Raw genomic sequence first — 16,335 nt, 5'->3', positions numbered from 1 at the left:
AAGTGTTGGTCACAGGATCAAGGGGTTGGAAGTGTGCCAGAAGCAGGCCAGGGTTCAGACTGGCGTTTCTTCCTCGCCAGGTACCGGGATCGCGTCGATGTCCCTCGCAGCAAGAATCTGTCCCGATTCATCCATGAGAACTACTTGCGTGGGGGTCACCACAAGGCTGCCTTGTGGAACAGGCCGGTACCACAGGGTATCGTCGGGCGAAATCTTCATGAACCCGTAATGTCTGGGCTCAACCTTAAAGCGCCCACACTCGCTGAGCGTTGGGTCGCGGATCTCGAAGTCATCATGTTCGAAGTACAGGTCGCTGACCTCCCCGTAGGGTCTTAGGCGAATGTCGATGAGCTCAGGCTTGTTCAACTGCCGAACAACCCATCCCTCTCCTTCAAAGTCCCAACCTCGGGGATCTAGGCACCCGATCTCATCAACGTCGATCAGACCATCTTCATGGAGTGGTGCAGAGCAGACTTCACCTCCAACCATGAAGTTGACCTCTTTGAAGTGCGGGCTCTCTGGGCAGCGCAGGATGAGCCCGCGCCCCGGCCGGGCAATCAGAATGGCTTCGTTGCCCTTCCAGTAAGCCCGGAAATCCATGGAATCAGTGGTTAGAGGCGGGACAGAATGTGGTTCGCTGGAGTTGGGAAGTCTGTAGAACGGCATGGTCTAATCCTATTGGTAAGAGGCCAACAGGATCTCCCGCAGCTGCATGTGCCAGAAGCGGCTAGGCCACTCGCTCGAACGGATGTTCTGGGTCGCTTCCAAGTCCATCGTCGCCCACATATTCGGTGCCCATTATCAGCGAATAGGCAAGACGTGCGCGCTCGATCCTAGCGTCGGGCATTTCTAAAGTGTGGCGCTCACCAGTTGGGCTGATCAGCACCAGGGGATGAGCAAACGCTGGTAGACCGTAGCTGTCGGTCATCTCTTCCAGCTTGCCTCGACGCAGCATCCAGCCCTGGAACTGAACGATCCAGCCTTTCTCCCCGGTCTCATAGATCTGGCTGGGAGTGATATCGTCCAGGACGAATTCCCGTCCTAGCTCTACACGGGCAAGAAATTCATCCTTCAAGTCGAGTGAGTCGAACAATGGATGGCTGCTCGCATTGATGCTCTGCCGTCGACAGTAATCCGCAAGTTCCTGAATAGCCTTTCGAGCCAGGTCCAGGGTGGAGTAGTAACCTTGTAGGCGAGGCTCATACAGGCTTCCCGTCCCAAAAAGGTCAGAGTAGATCGCACGGCAGACGCGGAGCTGGGCACTGTGTAGTGCGGCGTTGAGCAACAGCGAAAATAACGGGCTGGGCATGCTTCACACCTCCTGCAGCGGCGTTGCGCAAAGATGAATCGACGTTACCCGATCTGGATAGATCTCTCGAACCTTGCGAACAATGCGCATTGCGCCTTGTGTCGTATCACATCCGTGGAACTGTTCGATTTCCGTGAGGTGGTAAGCGACTCGCTCCCTGCGGGCCTTTTCGCTGGGAGCGCAGGCTCGGATCAGATCGGCGTCATATCTTGCGGAAATGATGTCGTACCAATCCACCAGCTGGAACTCGAAAGCGACATCGACTGCCCTGCCGGTGGGTAGTGCCTCATCCCACGCATCTCTCCTGGTGTCCCACTCAGCTTCGCTGATTGTGTCAGGCCTGTCGGTTGAGTTCTGGTAGTGGTAGTCAGTGAATCCCGCGTCTTCAATCAGGCGAGCGAACGGCGCATGGTTGCGCCAATACGTCAGCATCAGAACATCACCGCGGAACGGCAAAACTGATACCGAACCTATGAAGTCCCAATTCATGGTTTTGATCGTATTGTCCTGATTACGGTAGGCGTCCTCGATCTGGCCTAACACATGGTTTCGGGACCAGCGATTGCGGTCCTCATCGACAAGGCAGTAGTTCTCCGCCAGGTCCCGGCCGAAGGCGAGCTTTCGAGCAATGACGGTAGCCACCGCCTTGCGAGCTTCCTGGATGAAAGCAGGGCGTATCCGTACAAGCTCGGCAAGTGCCTGCTCCAGGGTTGCGCGGCGTTTGATCCGGCCGTGATTGATCTTGGTACTCATGAGGTGACTCCTTCAATCGATGTCCCATGGTGAGGCTGGACGGTGTGTGTCACCAGCCAAGTGGGTGGCCTATATTTCGTGGGCCATCGTCGGCTCAGTTCAGCAGGTGCAGCAGCAGCGAGAACGCCGGCACTCCAAGAACAATCATGAGGATCGTGGTGTACATGGAGGTAAGCCTCCAGATACGGCGGCCGTCCATTGTTGCCAACGCATCACTGCGCTTTCGAAGCCGTGGGGATCGAGCATCCAAGGTGTCGGCTCTCACCATCAGAGCCAGCAGTAGCAAAACCACGTTGTGCATGGCCAACAACACAACACCGAGGATGGGGCTTTGAGCTGCCAGGCCGGCCGAGGCGACGAACGCAAGTAGATGAGGCACGTTGTCGATCAGCTTTGCCAGACCTTTCGCAGGGGTGAATCCGAATCCTCGCTGAGCCGTTCGTTCGGTGCATACCCAACAAGCCAGCGATGCAGACGCCATGAAGATGGTCAGCATGAGCATTTCCTCTTGTCACACCAGTACCAGGACGCGGCCCTGATCGATCGCGAAGTCAACAATCTTGCTCCCTCGGTTACGAAGGGACAGCACACTCCAGGCTTCGGCGTTGGGACGCCCGATGACACGGGCGGGAATGTTCATCGCAATGAACTCCGCGCGTTTGGTTTTGAACGTGGCAAACAGACCAAGATCGCCCTCGCGGCGGATGTTTGAAACAGCAAATTCACGCCGGCCAACAGTGAGGTTCTGGGAATCGCCGATCAGCTCTTCGAGCTGGGATTTGGGCGGAATCGTAGAAATCATTCGAACGTACTCGTATTTGATCAGGTCTATGCTCGGGAGACCGAGCGCGTGCCGGAAGCCGTGAGCTAATCGGCCAGGGCCAGCACGTTGGCTGGCATGGTCTTGAGCAACGACTGCCCACCCTGGTTCTTGCCGTAGTTACAGCGGACAAAGACGCCCTTTGGGGTATCCCAAAAGCGAATGACCTTTGCCTTGTTCCCAGGAATGCTGTCGGCGAAGAAAATCCGGGTTTGCACGGCTAGCCCCCGGCGCAAACGAGCTACATCAAGAGCGGGGAGGTCGAGCGCTGGGTAGAGCGGGATCATTGCTCAGCACCATTTGCGCCGCAGACGAAGTCCTTCCAGGTTGCCCGGGTCAGGCGCTTGAGGTTTGCCGGATGCCCCTCACGGGAGAACGGGTAACGACGGTCCTCTGTCAGTCGATAACGACTGAGGGTAATCGTGTCTTTGCTGGTACTGAGACTGGTGCACCACCACACCTGCAGGTCCTGGAATCGAGGCATCATCAGGTCGGTGTCATCGCCGGGCACCAGCAGTGCGACACCTGGTGCAACCCGATTGTCTTTCAGGACTTCGGAAGTCGATATCGCAACCAGCGGGGCTTTGAATGGTTTGAAGTCGAAGGCCTTTTCCCACAGCCGGCAAAACGTTCCCCCTGCCAGGCATGCGGTGAAGTAGTTGTGGTCCGAGAAGGGGCGGAAAACGCCGACCGAAGTGGTCATCTGCAAACGTTTCATCGGCTCAACGTCATCCAGATCAAAGGCCATCTTGCCCTTGATCGCGATTTCCATCGCTTCATGGAGAAGTTTGGAGCGTTCCCGATCACCGACCGATTTGCCTATACCGTTGAAAGCGGCACGCATAAAGCCGAGGCCGGCGCTGACGGATGTGTTGTTCATGTGACTTCCTCAGTTGAGTGGACTGAGGAAATCTTCAGGGGGCTGACGGTGTGCCAGAACCGGCGCGGGAGAGAATGATCACTGATCTTGCAAGAAATCGATTTGCCGGTTGTTGAGGTCAGTCCTGGGGGCGTTAAGCGGGTGCCCGAGCTGGCGCTTGACCTCAGAGAGCCACGCTTTGTAAGGCCTGTTTGCGCGGTTTCCCCAGGGGTATGCCTCGGCGAGAGCCTTGCGCAATGCAGTCATGTCTTTCCGGCCAACGCGGTTGATGACTTCTGCCACTATCGGTGCCGCTCGATCTGCCCAGGACATGTTCACCTCACCATGCCGTTTTGTCCGCTGGGCGTGCCGCGGACAACTGGATACGGATGTCTTCTGCAAGGCTGATGAGACGGTTCCCTTCACCCTCAAGTTTCTGGGCTACTGCCTGGACCTGCTCAGCGGTGGCCACCTCATCCCTGCAGAATCCCTCATCTAGAAGCCACTGCTGGACCTTGGCGAACCCCTCTATTGAGAGGCTCATGCTACTTTTCCGCCGGCGGCGATGATCGCCTCCTTGATGGCATCCAGCTTGTCCTTCGGTGCCTGGACCGAGAGGAAAACCGTGTCTTGCTTCTTCTTCCAGCGCTTGAAGTAGGTTTCGAAGGAAACGTCGACAGAACCGTCATTCGACTGCACCCACCCAGCCATGATTCGAACCTGGTCCTCTGGCTTGAGGTCTTCGCCGATGGAGAAGGAGTCATTCATGACCTGGCCGTTAACTTCAAGCTCAAGCTCCTCATGCCAGACATCATCTTCACCATTCGGCTTCCAAAACCCGTCGTCGTTGTAGAAGGCCTTGAGTTCCGAGCCAGTCGTTTTGGTCGGCATTGTGATTACTCCGTTACGGACTGGATCGCGCCCAGTCGCTTTTCAATGGAAATTGCCTGCTGCTGGAGATCCAGTCCCTCGAGACCGAGCAGTCCGTTCTTCGCTGAGCCGAGCTTGGTCAGGGCCTCAACCAGCTCTGCAGCCTGGGCCTTGGCTTTCTCTAGGGTCGCCCGGTCCTGGGCGTTCAGCTTGCACATAGTTCACCTCTTGAATGAGCTACTTGGACTGCGGGCCTTCCAGCTCCAACAGTTCGGATTCGATGTTCGACCTTGCAATCGCTTCCCATGCGGCCGAGATTTCAGGGTGGCCGTACAGCGGGTGAGAGCTCAGCAGTCCCCGTAGGACGTCTGCACGTCCGGCACGGAAAAGGTCATCCGGTACCCAGGCAAATTCCTGTTGAACTGCCTGTTGGTAGGATTTATACGCCTGTGGTGGCTGTGCCAGAACCGCCAAATCAATGTCGAGCACCAGGCCGCAATCATCGGCCTGGGAGCCAGTCTGGTGGGTGGTCGCCATGATCATCGCTTCCACAGCTGGGGCGTACTCGGGAACGCCGGCAGCTGTGAGCAAGGCGATGGCGTACTGAGCGCTGCAAGCTTCATTGTCCACTCGGTGCGTGTCGTAGATCACGTCGTGAAGCCACAGCGCCAGTTCAACCAGGTGAGGTTTGTCGGCCAGATGACGCCAAGAGTCGAAGTGTTCAAGGCACGCGGCTATGTGTTCAAGGGTGTGGTAGTGCCGTCCGGGCTCGCTGTATTGCATACAGAGGTAGTCGAAGGCACCTGCAGCAGGTGCTGCGCCAAGCGCGCGCCAGAGCCGATGCCAACGATCTTCAAGCTCGGTGTGATTCAAAGGCATTTCCCTGCTACTCCAGGCGTTGTGTTGACATTGACGGATCATAACCTTGGGCATGGTAGGGAGCTTGCCGTACCGCACACCGTGAATTCTCCACGCCATGGCTAGTGACACCAGCCACGAACGAATTTCACAAACCTACTTTGGCGTGAGCCGCGGGAGCGGTGTTGTTACGGTTGCCCAGATTCTGGGAGAAATCGATGAAAACCGAATTCATGGGGGTGAGCTCCCAAGATTGGAGCGATGTCGTCAAGCAGCAGATCCGGCCGTGGGTTCGAGGAGCTGATGACTGTGTAGTGCAGATGTTGCCGAGCAGAACTCAAAACCGAGTTGGCGAGTTGTACCGCCAGGCGGTAGAGCGATATCCGACGTACGAAATGGTGGTGCTCACCTGCTTTTGCGCTGCCATGCGCAGCGAGTTTGGAGATGAAGAAACCGCGAGCCAAGAGGCGATCGAAGCTTTTCAATATGCCCGGGAGAAGTACGGATACCGTAGTCCTCAAGAAGAGGCTGAGGATCAGGCAGGGGATCGAGAGGAGGGCATTTGCTCGCACGGACTTACCTGGCTGACGTGCCCCTGCGGATGCTTTGAGTTTTAAGAGGCCAATAAGATCGGGCCGCCATTAGGCGGCCCCTTTCGTGTCTGAGATTAGGCAGCCAATCCCAAGGCAGCCATGCGGATAGCGTTTTCGAACTGCTCCTCGATCCGCACCAGATCATCCGCAACCGACTTGTCCAAGCGCTCTTCGACGAAGCGGGGGAGGAAGAGGCTGTATGGTTTGCCTGGCTTCTTCGGACGCATGATCTGGTTGGATCGTACAGTGATGATCATCCCGCGCCACGTATCCCGATTGAGATGGATCTCTTCTCGTTTCTTCTTCTTGAAGCCGCTTACTCCTACAACCAGCTGGCCACAGGAGCTCTTGCAGAGCAGTGACCCGAAGGTCTTTGCGTTTGCTCCTTTACCAGGAAGGAAATCAACCACTTCAAGCTCGCAGGGGGCTTCGAGCTTCAGCTTGACCTGATCCTTGCTGGTACCGTCAAACCAGATAGCCTCGGGCTTCTTGATAATCGTGCCTTCCAGTCCGAGTTCAAGCTGCTCCACATAGTGGTCAATGGCCTCCTTAAAGGAGTACACGATGCGCGTCTCGATCATCGAGATCGCCGAGTGGGCGAGCGCCGTTACGAGATCGGTCAGCTGACCGAAGCGGTCCTTGTATGGGGTGTCGCAGCGCCCACCCTTCTTGACCGAGGCCAGCGGGATCTGATCCCACAATTTGATGATCGGCCGGCAGCCAAGGTCGAACTGGCCGCCCTGGACTACCGAGTTCAGCATGCCGTTGCCGACCTCACGGGGGAGAATCTTGCCGTCGCATTCGACGAGCAGCTCACCATGCGCTTGCCCGGTCGGAAGCTGACGAAGCCCGTCGAGCAGTTCTTGGAACGGTGCTCCAGGGAGAAGGGTGCCAGCGCGCGAGGTGAGGCTGACCTCATTGGCTTCGATCGTCACGTTGACGAACATGCCGTCGGCTTTGACCTGCGAGTAGATACCAGCAGCCCAGTTCCACTCCGAAAGATTGGTGTGGTGAGGGAGGCTGCAGCGCATGTAGCTGAACTCAGGAATAAGCCCGGAACAGACTTTGTTGACGCTGGTTTCGCTGAAGCCGGCGCGCGGGTCCTTGGAAAGGATGCGCCAGAGCAATTCAGAGGACTCTGGGTTCAAGGACGTCAATGCCCGAGTAACCGCCTCCTCAGCGCGGTGTCCGGTGAGGCCTCGGGCGGCCAATTGGTCGAGCATCGACCAGGTTTCCTGGCTGAACTCCTCGGCCCCGAACTGGCTAGCCCGGGCCGGGCGGATGCCAAAAGTGATGAATGGGTTGAGCATGTAGATCAGGACGCGCTGGAAGGCTTCGCTGTCGACGTGGGTCTTCAGTAGCGCCAGCTTGTCGTTGGTGCCAGGGGTATTCGCGATCTGCTCGAGGGCATGGTAGACGGTGGTGCTCATCACGGGCTGATTCTCCAGAGTGGTCTGCCTTAATTGTCCGGATGCTTGGGTTTCATTCCAGCGAAGTCCGGGGACTGATGACCATTCTTAAGGCGCAGGGGGTGTGCCAGAAGCGCCCGGAAAAAGCCCTCTACGCTGCATCAAAAAGGGAGAGCTGGGCAAAGGACTGCGGGTTGGCAGAACCTGTGTCTGGCTTCCTGGAGGCTTTCATTCGGGCCGGTGCAGTTGGTGCTGGCGCTACAGCACGATCGGGCACGGTCGCCAGCGTGGGTTCGCTCTGCGCTGGAGCCGGTGGCGGGATTAGTGCAGGAGGCGCGACTACAGCCTTGGACACGGAATTCTGCTCTGCCTCTGCCGGAGCGGCTGGGATTTCGGCAGGGTCTTGGGTGAAGTCGCACAAGACGATCTCGCAGATCGGACTGACGCCGTGCCATTCGTTCTTGTAGGCGGATGTGTCCAGGCCGCAATTATGGTCGAGCACGATACCGGTCTGACTCATGAACTTCTCACACTCCCGCGTAATCTCGACGCTATAGGAGCGTTGGCCCGAGTACCGGAATGGGGCGGATGTCTGCGGGATGATGAACACGCCGTGATCAGCGATCTTGGATGCGGCTTCGATGAGCTTGTACTCAAAACTTGCCCCTGTGTAGCGACCGTCGAACGCCTGGCCAGTCTTCACAGATCCAAAGGGTGGATTCGAAATCGCTGTACTGAAACGCCCCATATCCGGGATTGAAAACACATCGCTAACGATCCACTCCGCTTCTGGGAGCACTCGCTTCCCAACTTCAGCGTACTCAGGGTTAATCTCGACACACACGATACGCTTTGCACGCTCGCGGCAGGCGAAAGCCAGCCTCCCGATGCCTGCGCAAAGGTCAATCAAGGACTCACACTCCGGGACTTCGATGGAGAAATCGTTGGCCAGTCCCTCTGGCGTGAAGAATGCGCCGGCTAGACCATTCATGTTGGTCGCGGACTCATGGAAATGTTCCAAGATGAAATAGCGGTCCTCGAGACGCAGGCTCTTGTCCGAGTAAACCAGGTCGAGCGCCTGCTTGTGACGCTTCGCCGCTTCTTTGGATAACTTAGCCATTTCATCTCCTCATCGGCTCAGACGGTATGTGTCTGATTCGGGTGTGTATTTGATGAGGGAATTTTCTGACCAGGTAGGTCGTGCCACCATCACCCAGCACAAGGTCTCTATTGAGCACGCTAGAAGCTCGGGTGATGGCGGGTGAGGAGTCAGGGCGCGGTCATGTAGCCACTGACAAGCCAGGGTTCTTCCACTGAACGGCCTTGGGGATCAGGACCTGAAACTCGAAGCCAGGATCGACGGAGAATTTGATAGTGTCGCCGCGGTTTGCTGCCACCTGACGGGCGTACTCCAGAGCTCGATCGAACTCCAAAATGGAGAAGTAGGAGGAATCCTTAATGTTGGCGTTCAAGAAGTCTGTGCAATGGAGGGACGTACCGCCGTGGTTGTTTGACAGGCCGAAGGTCATCACCACATACATGGGTTCTCCGACCGGCAAAAACAGTTGGCCATCGATGATGATCCGATCGCGTGCCCACCTCTCCAGATATTCGTCAATCCCGGCCTTTCCCTGATAGGCGCCGATGTAGATTCCCTGTTCCCAATGGCTCAGCGTGACGCTTTCCGTCACCAGAGAGATCTCAGGCTCTGGCATGCGATGGGTCGCGTTCGGGCCTCCTTCCGCTTTGTTGTCCCGCGCGCCGGCGAAGAGCTTGCAGTTCGTCCAGAGGCAGCCCTCGAAAGTGCGGTATTCCACTGGATCGTGCCCCTGGTCGCTGTTGTTTCGGCTGATGATCGCCACCGGGGCTTGCTCCGGCGGGATTTCCCGAATTTCTACGGTGATCAGTCCGTCGTGCTCGCGGACTGTACGAGGCAGGCGGCAGCGAGGGGGCACGATGCTGTGGTTGTAGCTGTAGGTGAAGGTTACGTTCATCGCATGGCTCCTTATGAGATGGAGCCATGATCAGGGCTGGGCTGGTGTGCCAGAAGCCAGGTCCCGGTCAGGAATAGTTGTTCCTGCAGGGCTTCAAAATCGGATCTTCGGGGTCGACGCCGTTGGCGATGGCCATCTCTGCATAGCTGTCGAACAGATCGACTCCGCCGTCCGAAACCTGGTTCATGTCCAGTTCACCATTGATGAGATTTAACCGAACCGAGAGATTGTGATCGGCCCCCCTGAGGAGGAAGCCCGCGCAGGTAGTTGGCTTCTCCTTCCCGGTGGTATGGCAGCCAAAGGTTCGGTCGCTCATGTCATAGGCGGTTGCCGCGGAAAGTCGGAATGCCTCGGCCGGGAAGACTCCGACGGAATCACGCCTCCATGGGCAATCTTTGCAAGGGACCTTGCAGGCATGTTTGCGCCCGCTCTTGATGGTGACCACCTGGTGGTTCCAGTCAGCCCAGCGAGCATCGAGGACTTCTGGTTTGTTGTTCTTGGTAGTCATTGAAGGTACCGGTTCGGACGGCATGCAGTGATCAGGAGGGCAAGCGCGAGCAGTGCCAGGATAGCTGCCACACCTTGAATTTCAGTGGCAAAGGCTACTGGAAGAGTGTGGGCCAGCCAAGTCATGGCCAGCGCTGCGCAGATGAGGGATGCGAAGAGAGCGATTGGTAGAAGCATGGGCGACTCCCTGTTTGAAAGTCGCCAGTCTCAGGGGGCCGGCTGTGTGCCAGAATCCTCCCGGACAAAGGTCATGCAGTCATCTCTGCCTGGCTTTGCTAAGGGAGCTCCCGATCAGCATATTCTTCTTTGATCTTGTTCCTCATGTCCCGGACGTGAGCGTCAACAGTCGCCTGGTCACCTGCCACGTATGCAGCAGAAATGCTGTCTTTCGGGGCAAACACCATGGCGTCGAGGCCGAACTGGTCTGCAGTGATGTCTACGACGTGGATTCCGCCCTGATATTCGACTTCAACCCAGTAGTGGCCGTGCGGAACCCCATCAATAACCAGGCCACCATCCCTCTTACCGTCACCACCTCGAATAATTGGGTCCAGAGCGGCGAATTTTCGTAGCAGGGCCTCACAGAGGATGGCGGCGTAGAGGCAGGTACCGTTCGTACGCCCATGCCCGAGTGAGGAGTGCAGCATCGACTCGTACGTTGCTCTGACGCCTTTGAGGATCTGGTCCGGTTGCAGACTGGTCACCCACTTCTCCTGTAATGCTGTATTCACGTGGTAAGAGTGGTCGGGGCCGCTTAGGCCCCTTGAGAGTCCTTCCGCTTCGCGAGTTGGTCTTTGAGCTGGCGCGGAATGTTGCGGATGATCAGCATATCCTGCTCTTCATCGTACTCAACCGTCGATCCCAAATGATGGGCTTCGAAGGTGATGGCCAAGCCTTCAGCACGTCCTGTGAAGCGCTGGAACTCCTTCAAAGTCCGCTTGTCCGCAGGAATTTCCGGAGCCAGACCATAGTCCTTGTTCCGGATGTAGTCGTAGAAGGCTTTCGGTCGGTCTTCGTCGATCAGGCTCGAAAGTTCGTCCAGGGTTACCGGTTGCCCGAGTCGCGCTTGGGCGTTGGCGTAATCAACCAGCGTGTCGGTTTTCTCCCTGGCAGCTGCTTCTGGCAGGTCTTCGCTTTCAACGAAGTCGGAGAATGCTTTCAGCAGAGTTCGCGTCTCGCTTGGAGCATCGTGGCCTTCCTCGCAACCGATGAAGTCGCGGAAGTAGTCGAAAGCCTTGCGGCCACCTTTCTTGAGGAAGGAAATGGACTGGCGCGACTTGGGGTTGTTACGCCACTCAGACAGATTGATCCTTGCGGCAAGGTGGAGTTGCCCCACATCGAGATGCTTGATGGCGGCTACCTCGAGGCCTTCGGTCAGCGCGACGCCGTCGCGGTGATGGAGCATTGCGAGCATGAGGTAGTCAGTCATGCCTTGCTGGTAATGCGCCAGCAGGAAATGGCCCCCGACAGTCAGGCTCGATTCTTCCATCAGCCTCACCAAGTGCTCGGCTGCCTGGCGGCTGAAGCTCACGAAATCCTGTCCGCCATCCAGGTACTCGCTCAGCCACCCACTCAGTGGATAGGCCCCCGATTGACCATGGAAAAGCCCCCAACCTTTAGTTGCCTTGGCGTTGTAGGCATCGTTGAGATCGGCAAGCAGGTTATCTGCGGCCTCGTTGTGTTCCAGTTCGGCATCCCGGGAGTGGAGTGCCGCCGGGTTCCCGTCGGGTTTCTTGTCGATGAAATGGACAATGCAATGGCGAATGGGCATGGGGACCTCAGGTCAGACTGATAAGCAGAAAGCGGTTGCCGGCGAGATCCTAACGGGTGAGATCCTGCCGGCAACGGAGGAGGGCGATTAAGCGCAAGCGTCGAACCGGAACTCGCAAACTCGCTTGCGAGTGGTGCGTGCGCTGGGTCGATCGGTGACGAAAGATTCCGTTGGGATGCTGAACAGGCGGAGTTGGTCCCGTTGTTCGTGAACGGTGCAGATACTGCACTGCTCCAGCAGCACGTTGGTCGGCTCAGAATCCCGGTTGAAAACCAGCATGAGCCCCGAGGAGAGAGTTGGGATGTCCGGCGATAGTGAGCAGATACCCCCCTCGAGCTCCAGCATCAGGTCATGGAGTACAGGGGACCGCAGATCGGGGTGAACGATCAGCTGGGTGAAAAGCGTGAAGGTGCCATTACGGCGTGGCCATCCTTGACTGAAGAGTTCCCCGGCTAGGTAAACGTCCTGGCTGATATTGTCCATCGCGATGACCAGATCCAACCCTTTGCAGGTCGTGGCGATGAAATAGCCCTCTGCGCAGAGGAGAGCAGTGCCAGCAGTCTGTTCGGTATCGGTTACCAGAATTTTGAATGCTACTGCTCGGGCGTCTGCGCCGAACTGGTTGTATCCGACACTGATGTAGGCATGCAGGTCCTGGGTGGTACCAGGATTCAGCTTGATCAGCCTGCGTTCCGCGGAATCGAAGATTGCCTGCGGAGAAAATGCCTCCTTCAACTCCTGAACGGCAGTGTCCACCGTACGATCGCCATCCAGCATGTAGGTGTAACCGTCGAGAAGTTCGGGGGTGAATTTGACCATTTGCCTGATTCCTTTTGGCTGGGGGTGGGAAGAGGTTGCGCGATTTGACGGGTGGCACAAAGCCAAAATGGCACGCTGAAATCCCGACTCGCCAAGCCGATAATCTGCCACCTGCTGGCGTGCCTGAACCCCCTGAATTCAGAGTGTGAACTCCACGCTTCCTTGTAGGAGACGTCAAGCTGCGCGGCTATCCAGTCGACGAACATCCAGGACCTGTGCAGGGGAAAAGACCACTACCTCGTAACTGCCGTCCGGGTAGGTGGCCACAAGTCCGTCATGACCGAGCTGCTCAAGTCGCTGCTGAATCTCAACTCCAAAATAGCCGTCGGTTTCAATAGCCCTGGTTATCAGCTCAATTGCAGTCTCGATCGAGAAAATCTGCTCGATGAGGGGAACGGCCGGACTGTCCAGGTCGTAGTCATGCTCAAGGCTGGCCAGGCAGTGGAGAGGGTTGCTCATGTTGAGCTTGACCTCCCAGACAGAGCCGCCAGGTCCTGCGTATTCATCGGCACAGGCTTGATCCCCGAAATACAGGCCGGAACCAAAAGTTCCGCGACTTGCGGGCTGGAAGTTAGTGGTTCGGGCTTTGGTCCCTCGGTAGAAGTTTTTTTGCTTCGGGAACATGGTTCTCTCCTGATCGAGTGCTCATGTTCCATGAAGAGGGGAGGTGCCAGAACCGAGGGGAAAATGCCGATCATCAAAAGATTTGGCAGAATGCTTCTGGCACAAGAAGGACGGCTTGATAGTGACTCCATCGCGGGGCAAGGGGCCCCAGCTACAGGAGCCAGCATCATGCAGAACGCCAACAACATTTCCGCATTCGAACAGCGCTACAACGAAAAGCTCGATGAGCTCGCAACCGAGCTGGATGGGGCCCTGCCTTCCTATCGTGAGCTGATGGCCCAGGTATCAGGCTTGCTGGCAGAAGACGGTCATTCTCTTGATGTGATCAGCGGATATGACGACTTCGAGGCGTTCTTCACCTGGCTCGACACGCTGACGGCATACGACCAGATGGATGAGGATGGTTCGCTCGAGGACCATAAGCCTCTCTTGGCAGTCATCTACGAAGCCATACGCGCAGGCGAGGCCTGACATTCGGGAAAAACCCGACACGCCTCTTTGAGTGTGTGTCGGGTTTTTGATTATCAGTCTTTGGCCGGTAGCGGTTCGCTGGGCTGATTGGGCTCCAACCCAGAATCGGCTTCGGGTGATTCTGCCGGCGGGAGCAGCTCCCCGGCCGAGTCGAAGCTCAGTCCATCCGACGTCTCAGAGCTGTTGATCACAGAGTGGTACAGCCCCTCGCCCATCTTCCAACCGGGATATGCAGTCATGCCGCCGACAAAGGCGATTACCAGCGCTGTCAGCACGATTCCGATCCACTCGATTGAGCGCTTGATCACTTTGACGGTGATCGAGTCCGGCTCATGCCGGTAATTCTCTTCCTGCTTTGCCCTTATCTCCAGAAACACCTCACGAAGGCGGGCTAGGAGCTTGTTGGCTTCTACCTCGCTGGTGAACCACGCGAGTGTGTTGTAGCCCTCCTTCACCTGCAACAGGGGCTTTTTGGAATCGAAGGGATTGTCCTCTTGAATGACCGTGAAGGAAGTGTGGCCGCCGTAGCCGCAACGTACAGCTGTGAACTGCCCCAGGGCAGCGAGATGGATGTCGTCCTGGTGGACTTCGATTTGGACTTCGTCCGCGGATTCGAAAACCTTCTTGTCTCGAATGCTGATCATGTTGGCTCCCTGGGTGAGAAAGGCCCTAGTGTCCTGGCCGTGGGCGCGCGCACAAGCGAAATGGCAGGGCTGAAATTCGGCCTAGGCCTCACCCAGGAACAGGAAACCCCGCCGAAGCGGGGTTCATGGAGTTGGGATTGAGCTCAACTCACTTTCTTGGACAGATCCGCGAAGGTGAAGCCTTTAACCTGCTGGAGCTGGCGCTCCAGGTGACCGATCAACTCAGCTTTCGCCCGGCTGAATTGCTCCACTCGCGTTTCCTGCGGTTTGGATTTGGAAGTGACCATGTAGCCGCCGATGAGGCTTTTGACGTTGTCATGTTCATAGCGATTCAGCGGGGAGGGAGCAGCCCCGGTTTGACTCTGCGCCCAGTCTTCCTGAGCAGCTACGACCTTGAATGCGTTGTCCGCAGGCACGCATTGCCGGAATACCGGGTTCTTCAGCCAGTTTTCCATCGTGACCCGGTGTTCGTCCAGATCCTCGGCGGAAAGGCCCTGATAGTCATTCAGGAAGAACCAGTTGACATCACCCCAGCGGCAGTTGTCATGCCAGTCCGGGGTAGAGAAAACCTCGATTCGGCCGGCATACGGGGCTACGAACAGGCACTCGCCTTGGCCCAGATCAGCCATGGTCCCGAGAGGCATCTCTATAAGGATGTCAGCAATCTTGAAGCCGACCTCCTGCATGCGCTGATAGGCCAGGCGCTCCGCCTCGTCACTGGAATAGGTGTTGATGGCGCGATTGAGGTCGAGAGCGTTGGGGTTATTGGTGCTCATGGAGTAGATCCTTCGTTGATGAATTCGATGGACCTATGGTGAGGCTGCGCCGGTTGTGCCAGAACCGGTGCAGCAGACCGAACTGGAAATGCTCAGGCAGAACCATGATCCAGTTTTACCAGCGCTTCCGGGAACGCGATGATGTGGCCCTCCGCATAGCTTTCGACGCGGATCTTGCCGAAATCAGCTCCCAGAGTCCTCCCAAGCTCGAACACCTCGATGGCGTTGGTGGCCCGAACGCCGATGCAGTAACTGCCGATACCGTCGAGGCCGGGGGTAGCTCTCTCCCGCAGGCCAGCTGCTTCGAGGCGAAGTAGCAGATTTCTCGCAGTTTCATTGCAGGGTTGGAGCACAGTTCAGTCCTCCAGGCTCTCTTGCGGTTGGGCAGCCGGTGCGCCAGGCAAATAGTGTTCAGGCCCGAGTTTCTCTGGCGAGATTCGCTGCAACGCCCAGCCGTCAACATATAGCCAGCCATCTTGCTCCTGGAATGAACCCTCAAGGAGGTTTGTCCGGTAGCGATGCGCGTAGGCTTCGACCTCCGCATCAGACGGCACCGCAGGCAGGCCTTTCTCCACTCGGGTCCGCGCATCCCTTACTGCCCGGTCAAGACGCATCTGAGCCGCAGCCCTGTTCATTCGCCCTCTTAGGGTATCTTCTGCATCCTCAAGATCGGGGTCGATCCCCATCAGCTTGACCTCATTGCTGAAGGCGGATACGGCAATTTCAAGGTGCGCCTTCCAATGCTCGGCTTGGTGCCGGCACTCTAGGTCGAGCTGAGCACTGGTGGTGATGCGGCCAACAGCTCGATCATAGTGGGCGATCATGCATGCCTCGGATTGATCTGCGCGGATTGGTTTATGCCAGTAGCGCCATCGGAACCCGAGATCCAGCCAGCCAGGCTGCGAGACGATCATTTCCGAATTGCTAATCCGTTCGACAACAAGCCAGGGGGTCTGATCGATCCATACCGCATCGACGGGCGGTTCGTCCTCAGTCAGCGGCTCGTAAGCGACTGGCCCGTCTAATGGGGCGAAGACCTTTTCGGACTCCACAACGTCGTACCAGGGGTAAGAATGGGACAGGGGAGGAGGCAGCACCAGTGGTTGCTTGCCGGCGAGGAGCCGATGATAGAGCGAACTCTTGTCCGGGAGGTGGTTGGGCATTGCTCCAGCTGCGGCAACGATTTCGAGATAGCGCTGCCACACCGGGCAGCTTTCCGATGGCGTGATCATTGAGCTCCTCCAGGAGTTGCTGAGGC

25 protein-coding genes are annotated in these 16,335 nt (G+C 57.2%); 2 read left to right on the top strand and 23 right to left on the bottom strand.

Annotated elements, in window-relative coordinates; genetic code table 11:
- Positions 1–54: 54 nt before the first annotated feature.
- The 11 genes from RN02_RS03580 to RN02_RS03530 form a co-directional block, all read right to left on the bottom strand.
- The gene (locus tag RN02_RS03580) at positions 55–666 is read right to left on the bottom strand and encodes a hypothetical protein (RefSeq protein ID WP_010792741.1); all 612 of its coding nucleotides are present in this window, start codon (positions 664–666) and stop codon (positions 55–57) included.
- A 61-nt stretch (positions 667–727) separates the two neighbouring features.
- Complete coding sequence (locus RN02_RS03575) at positions 728–1,309, bottom strand: hypothetical protein (protein WP_010792742.1); 582 nt, start codon at positions 1,307–1,309, stop codon at positions 728–730.
- 3 nt (positions 1,310–1,312) lie between these two features.
- Positions 1,313–2,062: a hypothetical protein gene (locus RN02_RS03570; protein WP_010792743.1), complete on the bottom strand. Its 750-nt coding sequence runs from the start codon at positions 2,060–2,062 to the stop codon at positions 1,313–1,315.
- Positions 2,063–2,156: 94 nt separating this feature from the next.
- Positions 2,157–2,558: a hypothetical protein gene (locus RN02_RS03565; protein WP_010792744.1), complete on the bottom strand. Its 402-nt coding sequence runs from the start codon at positions 2,556–2,558 to the stop codon at positions 2,157–2,159.
- A gap of 15 nt (positions 2,559–2,573) precedes the next feature.
- On the bottom strand, positions 2,574–2,864 hold the full coding sequence (locus tag RN02_RS03560) for a hypothetical protein (protein ID WP_019484842.1): 291 nt from the start codon (positions 2,862–2,864) through the stop codon (positions 2,574–2,576).
- Between the two features lie 65 nt (positions 2,865–2,929).
- Entirely contained in the window at positions 2,930–3,169 is a 240-nt protein-coding gene (locus RN02_RS03555; protein ID WP_010792746.1) for a hypothetical protein, read from the bottom strand.
- Positions 3,166–3,762 (bottom strand): hypothetical protein, encoded by a 597-nt coding sequence (locus tag RN02_RS03550; RefSeq protein ID WP_010792747.1) that lies wholly within the window; start codon positions 3,760–3,762, stop codon positions 3,166–3,168. The genes RN02_RS03555 and RN02_RS03550 overlap by 4 nt, the downstream gene beginning before the upstream one ends.
- A gap of 319 nt (positions 3,763–4,081) precedes the next feature.
- Entirely contained in the window at positions 4,082–4,285 is a 204-nt protein-coding gene (locus tag RN02_RS03545) for a hypothetical protein (RefSeq protein ID WP_010792749.1), read from the bottom strand.
- The gene (locus tag RN02_RS03540) at positions 4,282–4,632 is read right to left on the bottom strand and encodes a hypothetical protein (protein ID WP_010792750.1); all 351 of its coding nucleotides are present in this window, start codon (positions 4,630–4,632) and stop codon (positions 4,282–4,284) included. Before RN02_RS03540 ends, RN02_RS03545 begins: the two co-directional genes overlap by 4 nt.
- A 5-nt stretch (positions 4,633–4,637) precedes the next feature.
- Positions 4,638–4,829: a hypothetical protein gene (locus RN02_RS03535; RefSeq protein ID WP_010792751.1), complete on the bottom strand. Its 192-nt coding sequence runs from the start codon at positions 4,827–4,829 to the stop codon at positions 4,638–4,640.
- A 19-nt stretch (positions 4,830–4,848) separates the two neighbouring features.
- Positions 4,849–5,490 carry an HD domain-containing protein gene (locus RN02_RS03530; protein WP_010792752.1) on the bottom strand — a complete coding sequence of 214 codons (642 nt, stop codon included), beginning with the start codon at positions 5,488–5,490 and terminating at the stop codon, positions 4,849–4,851.
- A 197-nt stretch (positions 5,491–5,687) separates the two neighbouring features.
- Here RN02_RS03530 and RN02_RS03525 point away from each other — a divergent pair, with 197 nt between their 5' ends.
- Complete coding sequence (locus RN02_RS03525; protein WP_021018458.1) at positions 5,688–6,086, top strand: hypothetical protein; 399 nt, start codon at positions 5,688–5,690, stop codon at positions 6,084–6,086.
- A 50-nt stretch (positions 6,087–6,136) separates the two neighbouring features.
- Here the strand turns inward: RN02_RS03525 and RN02_RS03520 are convergent, their stop codons facing one another.
- From RN02_RS03520 to RN02_RS03485, 8 genes are all read right to left on the bottom strand, one after another.
- Positions 6,137–7,492, bottom strand: coding sequence for an ATP-dependent DNA ligase (locus tag RN02_RS03520; RefSeq protein ID WP_019484834.1), 1,356 nt, complete (start codon positions 7,490–7,492; stop codon positions 6,137–6,139).
- Positions 7,493–7,622: 130 nt separating this feature from the next.
- Positions 7,623–8,591, bottom strand: a complete 969-nt coding sequence (locus RN02_RS03515) for a methyltransferase (protein ID WP_021018460.1) — start codon at positions 8,589–8,591, stop codon at positions 7,623–7,625.
- 160 nt (positions 8,592–8,751) lie between these two features.
- Complete coding sequence (locus RN02_RS03510) at positions 8,752–9,465, bottom strand: hypothetical protein (protein WP_010792755.1); 714 nt, start codon at positions 9,463–9,465, stop codon at positions 8,752–8,754.
- A 67-nt stretch (positions 9,466–9,532) separates the two neighbouring features.
- Positions 9,533–9,973: a DUF6283 family protein gene (locus RN02_RS03505; protein ID WP_010792756.1), complete on the bottom strand. Its 441-nt coding sequence runs from the start codon at positions 9,971–9,973 to the stop codon at positions 9,533–9,535.
- Positions 9,974–10,247: 274 nt separating this feature from the next.
- Entirely contained in the window at positions 10,248–10,676 is a 429-nt protein-coding gene (locus RN02_RS03500) for a hypothetical protein (RefSeq protein WP_010792757.1), read from the bottom strand.
- Between the two features lie 50 nt (positions 10,677–10,726).
- Positions 10,727–11,743 carry a nucleoid-associated protein YejK gene (yejK, locus tag RN02_RS03495; protein ID WP_043313057.1) on the bottom strand — a complete coding sequence of 339 codons (1,017 nt, stop codon included), beginning with the start codon at positions 11,741–11,743 and terminating at the stop codon, positions 10,727–10,729.
- 87 nt (positions 11,744–11,830) lie between these two features.
- On the bottom strand, positions 11,831–12,562 hold the full coding sequence (locus tag RN02_RS03490; RefSeq protein ID WP_043313056.1) for a hypothetical protein: 732 nt from the start codon (positions 12,560–12,562) through the stop codon (positions 11,831–11,833).
- A gap of 174 nt (positions 12,563–12,736) precedes the next feature.
- Positions 12,737–13,186 (bottom strand): ADP-ribosyltransferase-containing protein, encoded by a 450-nt coding sequence (locus RN02_RS03485; RefSeq protein ID WP_010792775.1) that lies wholly within the window; start codon positions 13,184–13,186, stop codon positions 12,737–12,739.
- Between the two features lie 168 nt (positions 13,187–13,354).
- Here RN02_RS03485 and RN02_RS03480 point away from each other — a divergent pair, with 168 nt between their 5' ends.
- Positions 13,355–13,657 carry a hypothetical protein gene (locus RN02_RS03480; protein WP_010792776.1) on the top strand — a complete coding sequence of 101 codons (303 nt, stop codon included), beginning with the start codon at positions 13,355–13,357 and terminating at the stop codon, positions 13,655–13,657.
- A gap of 53 nt (positions 13,658–13,710) precedes the next feature.
- Here RN02_RS03480 and RN02_RS03475 read toward each other — a convergent pair whose 3' ends face one another.
- From RN02_RS03475 to RN02_RS03460, 4 genes are all read right to left on the bottom strand, one after another.
- A complete protein-coding gene (locus RN02_RS03475) occupies positions 13,711–14,301 on the bottom strand; it encodes a hypothetical protein (RefSeq protein ID WP_010792777.1) in 591 nt (196 codons plus the stop codon).
- Positions 14,302–14,444: 143 nt separating this feature from the next.
- Positions 14,445–15,077 carry a hypothetical protein gene (locus tag RN02_RS03470; RefSeq protein ID WP_010792778.1) on the bottom strand — a complete coding sequence of 211 codons (633 nt, stop codon included), beginning with the start codon at positions 15,075–15,077 and terminating at the stop codon, positions 14,445–14,447.
- 92 nt (positions 15,078–15,169) lie between these two features.
- Positions 15,170–15,430 (bottom strand): hypothetical protein, encoded by a 261-nt coding sequence (locus tag RN02_RS33110; protein WP_010792779.1) that lies wholly within the window; start codon positions 15,428–15,430, stop codon positions 15,170–15,172.
- Between the two features lie 3 nt (positions 15,431–15,433).
- The gene (locus RN02_RS03460; protein ID WP_010792780.1) at positions 15,434–16,309 is read right to left on the bottom strand and encodes a hypothetical protein; all 876 of its coding nucleotides are present in this window, start codon (positions 16,307–16,309) and stop codon (positions 15,434–15,436) included.
- Between the last annotated feature and the right edge of the window lie 26 nt (positions 16,310–16,335).

The organism is Pseudomonas sp. PI1 (assembly GCF_000812405.1).
GTDB lineage: Bacteria > Pseudomonadota > Gammaproteobacteria > Pseudomonadales > Pseudomonadaceae > Pseudomonas > Pseudomonas citronellolis.
The sequence above is the reverse complement of the archived record's forward strand: the minus strand, read 5'-3'. Positions and strand labels throughout refer to the sequence as shown.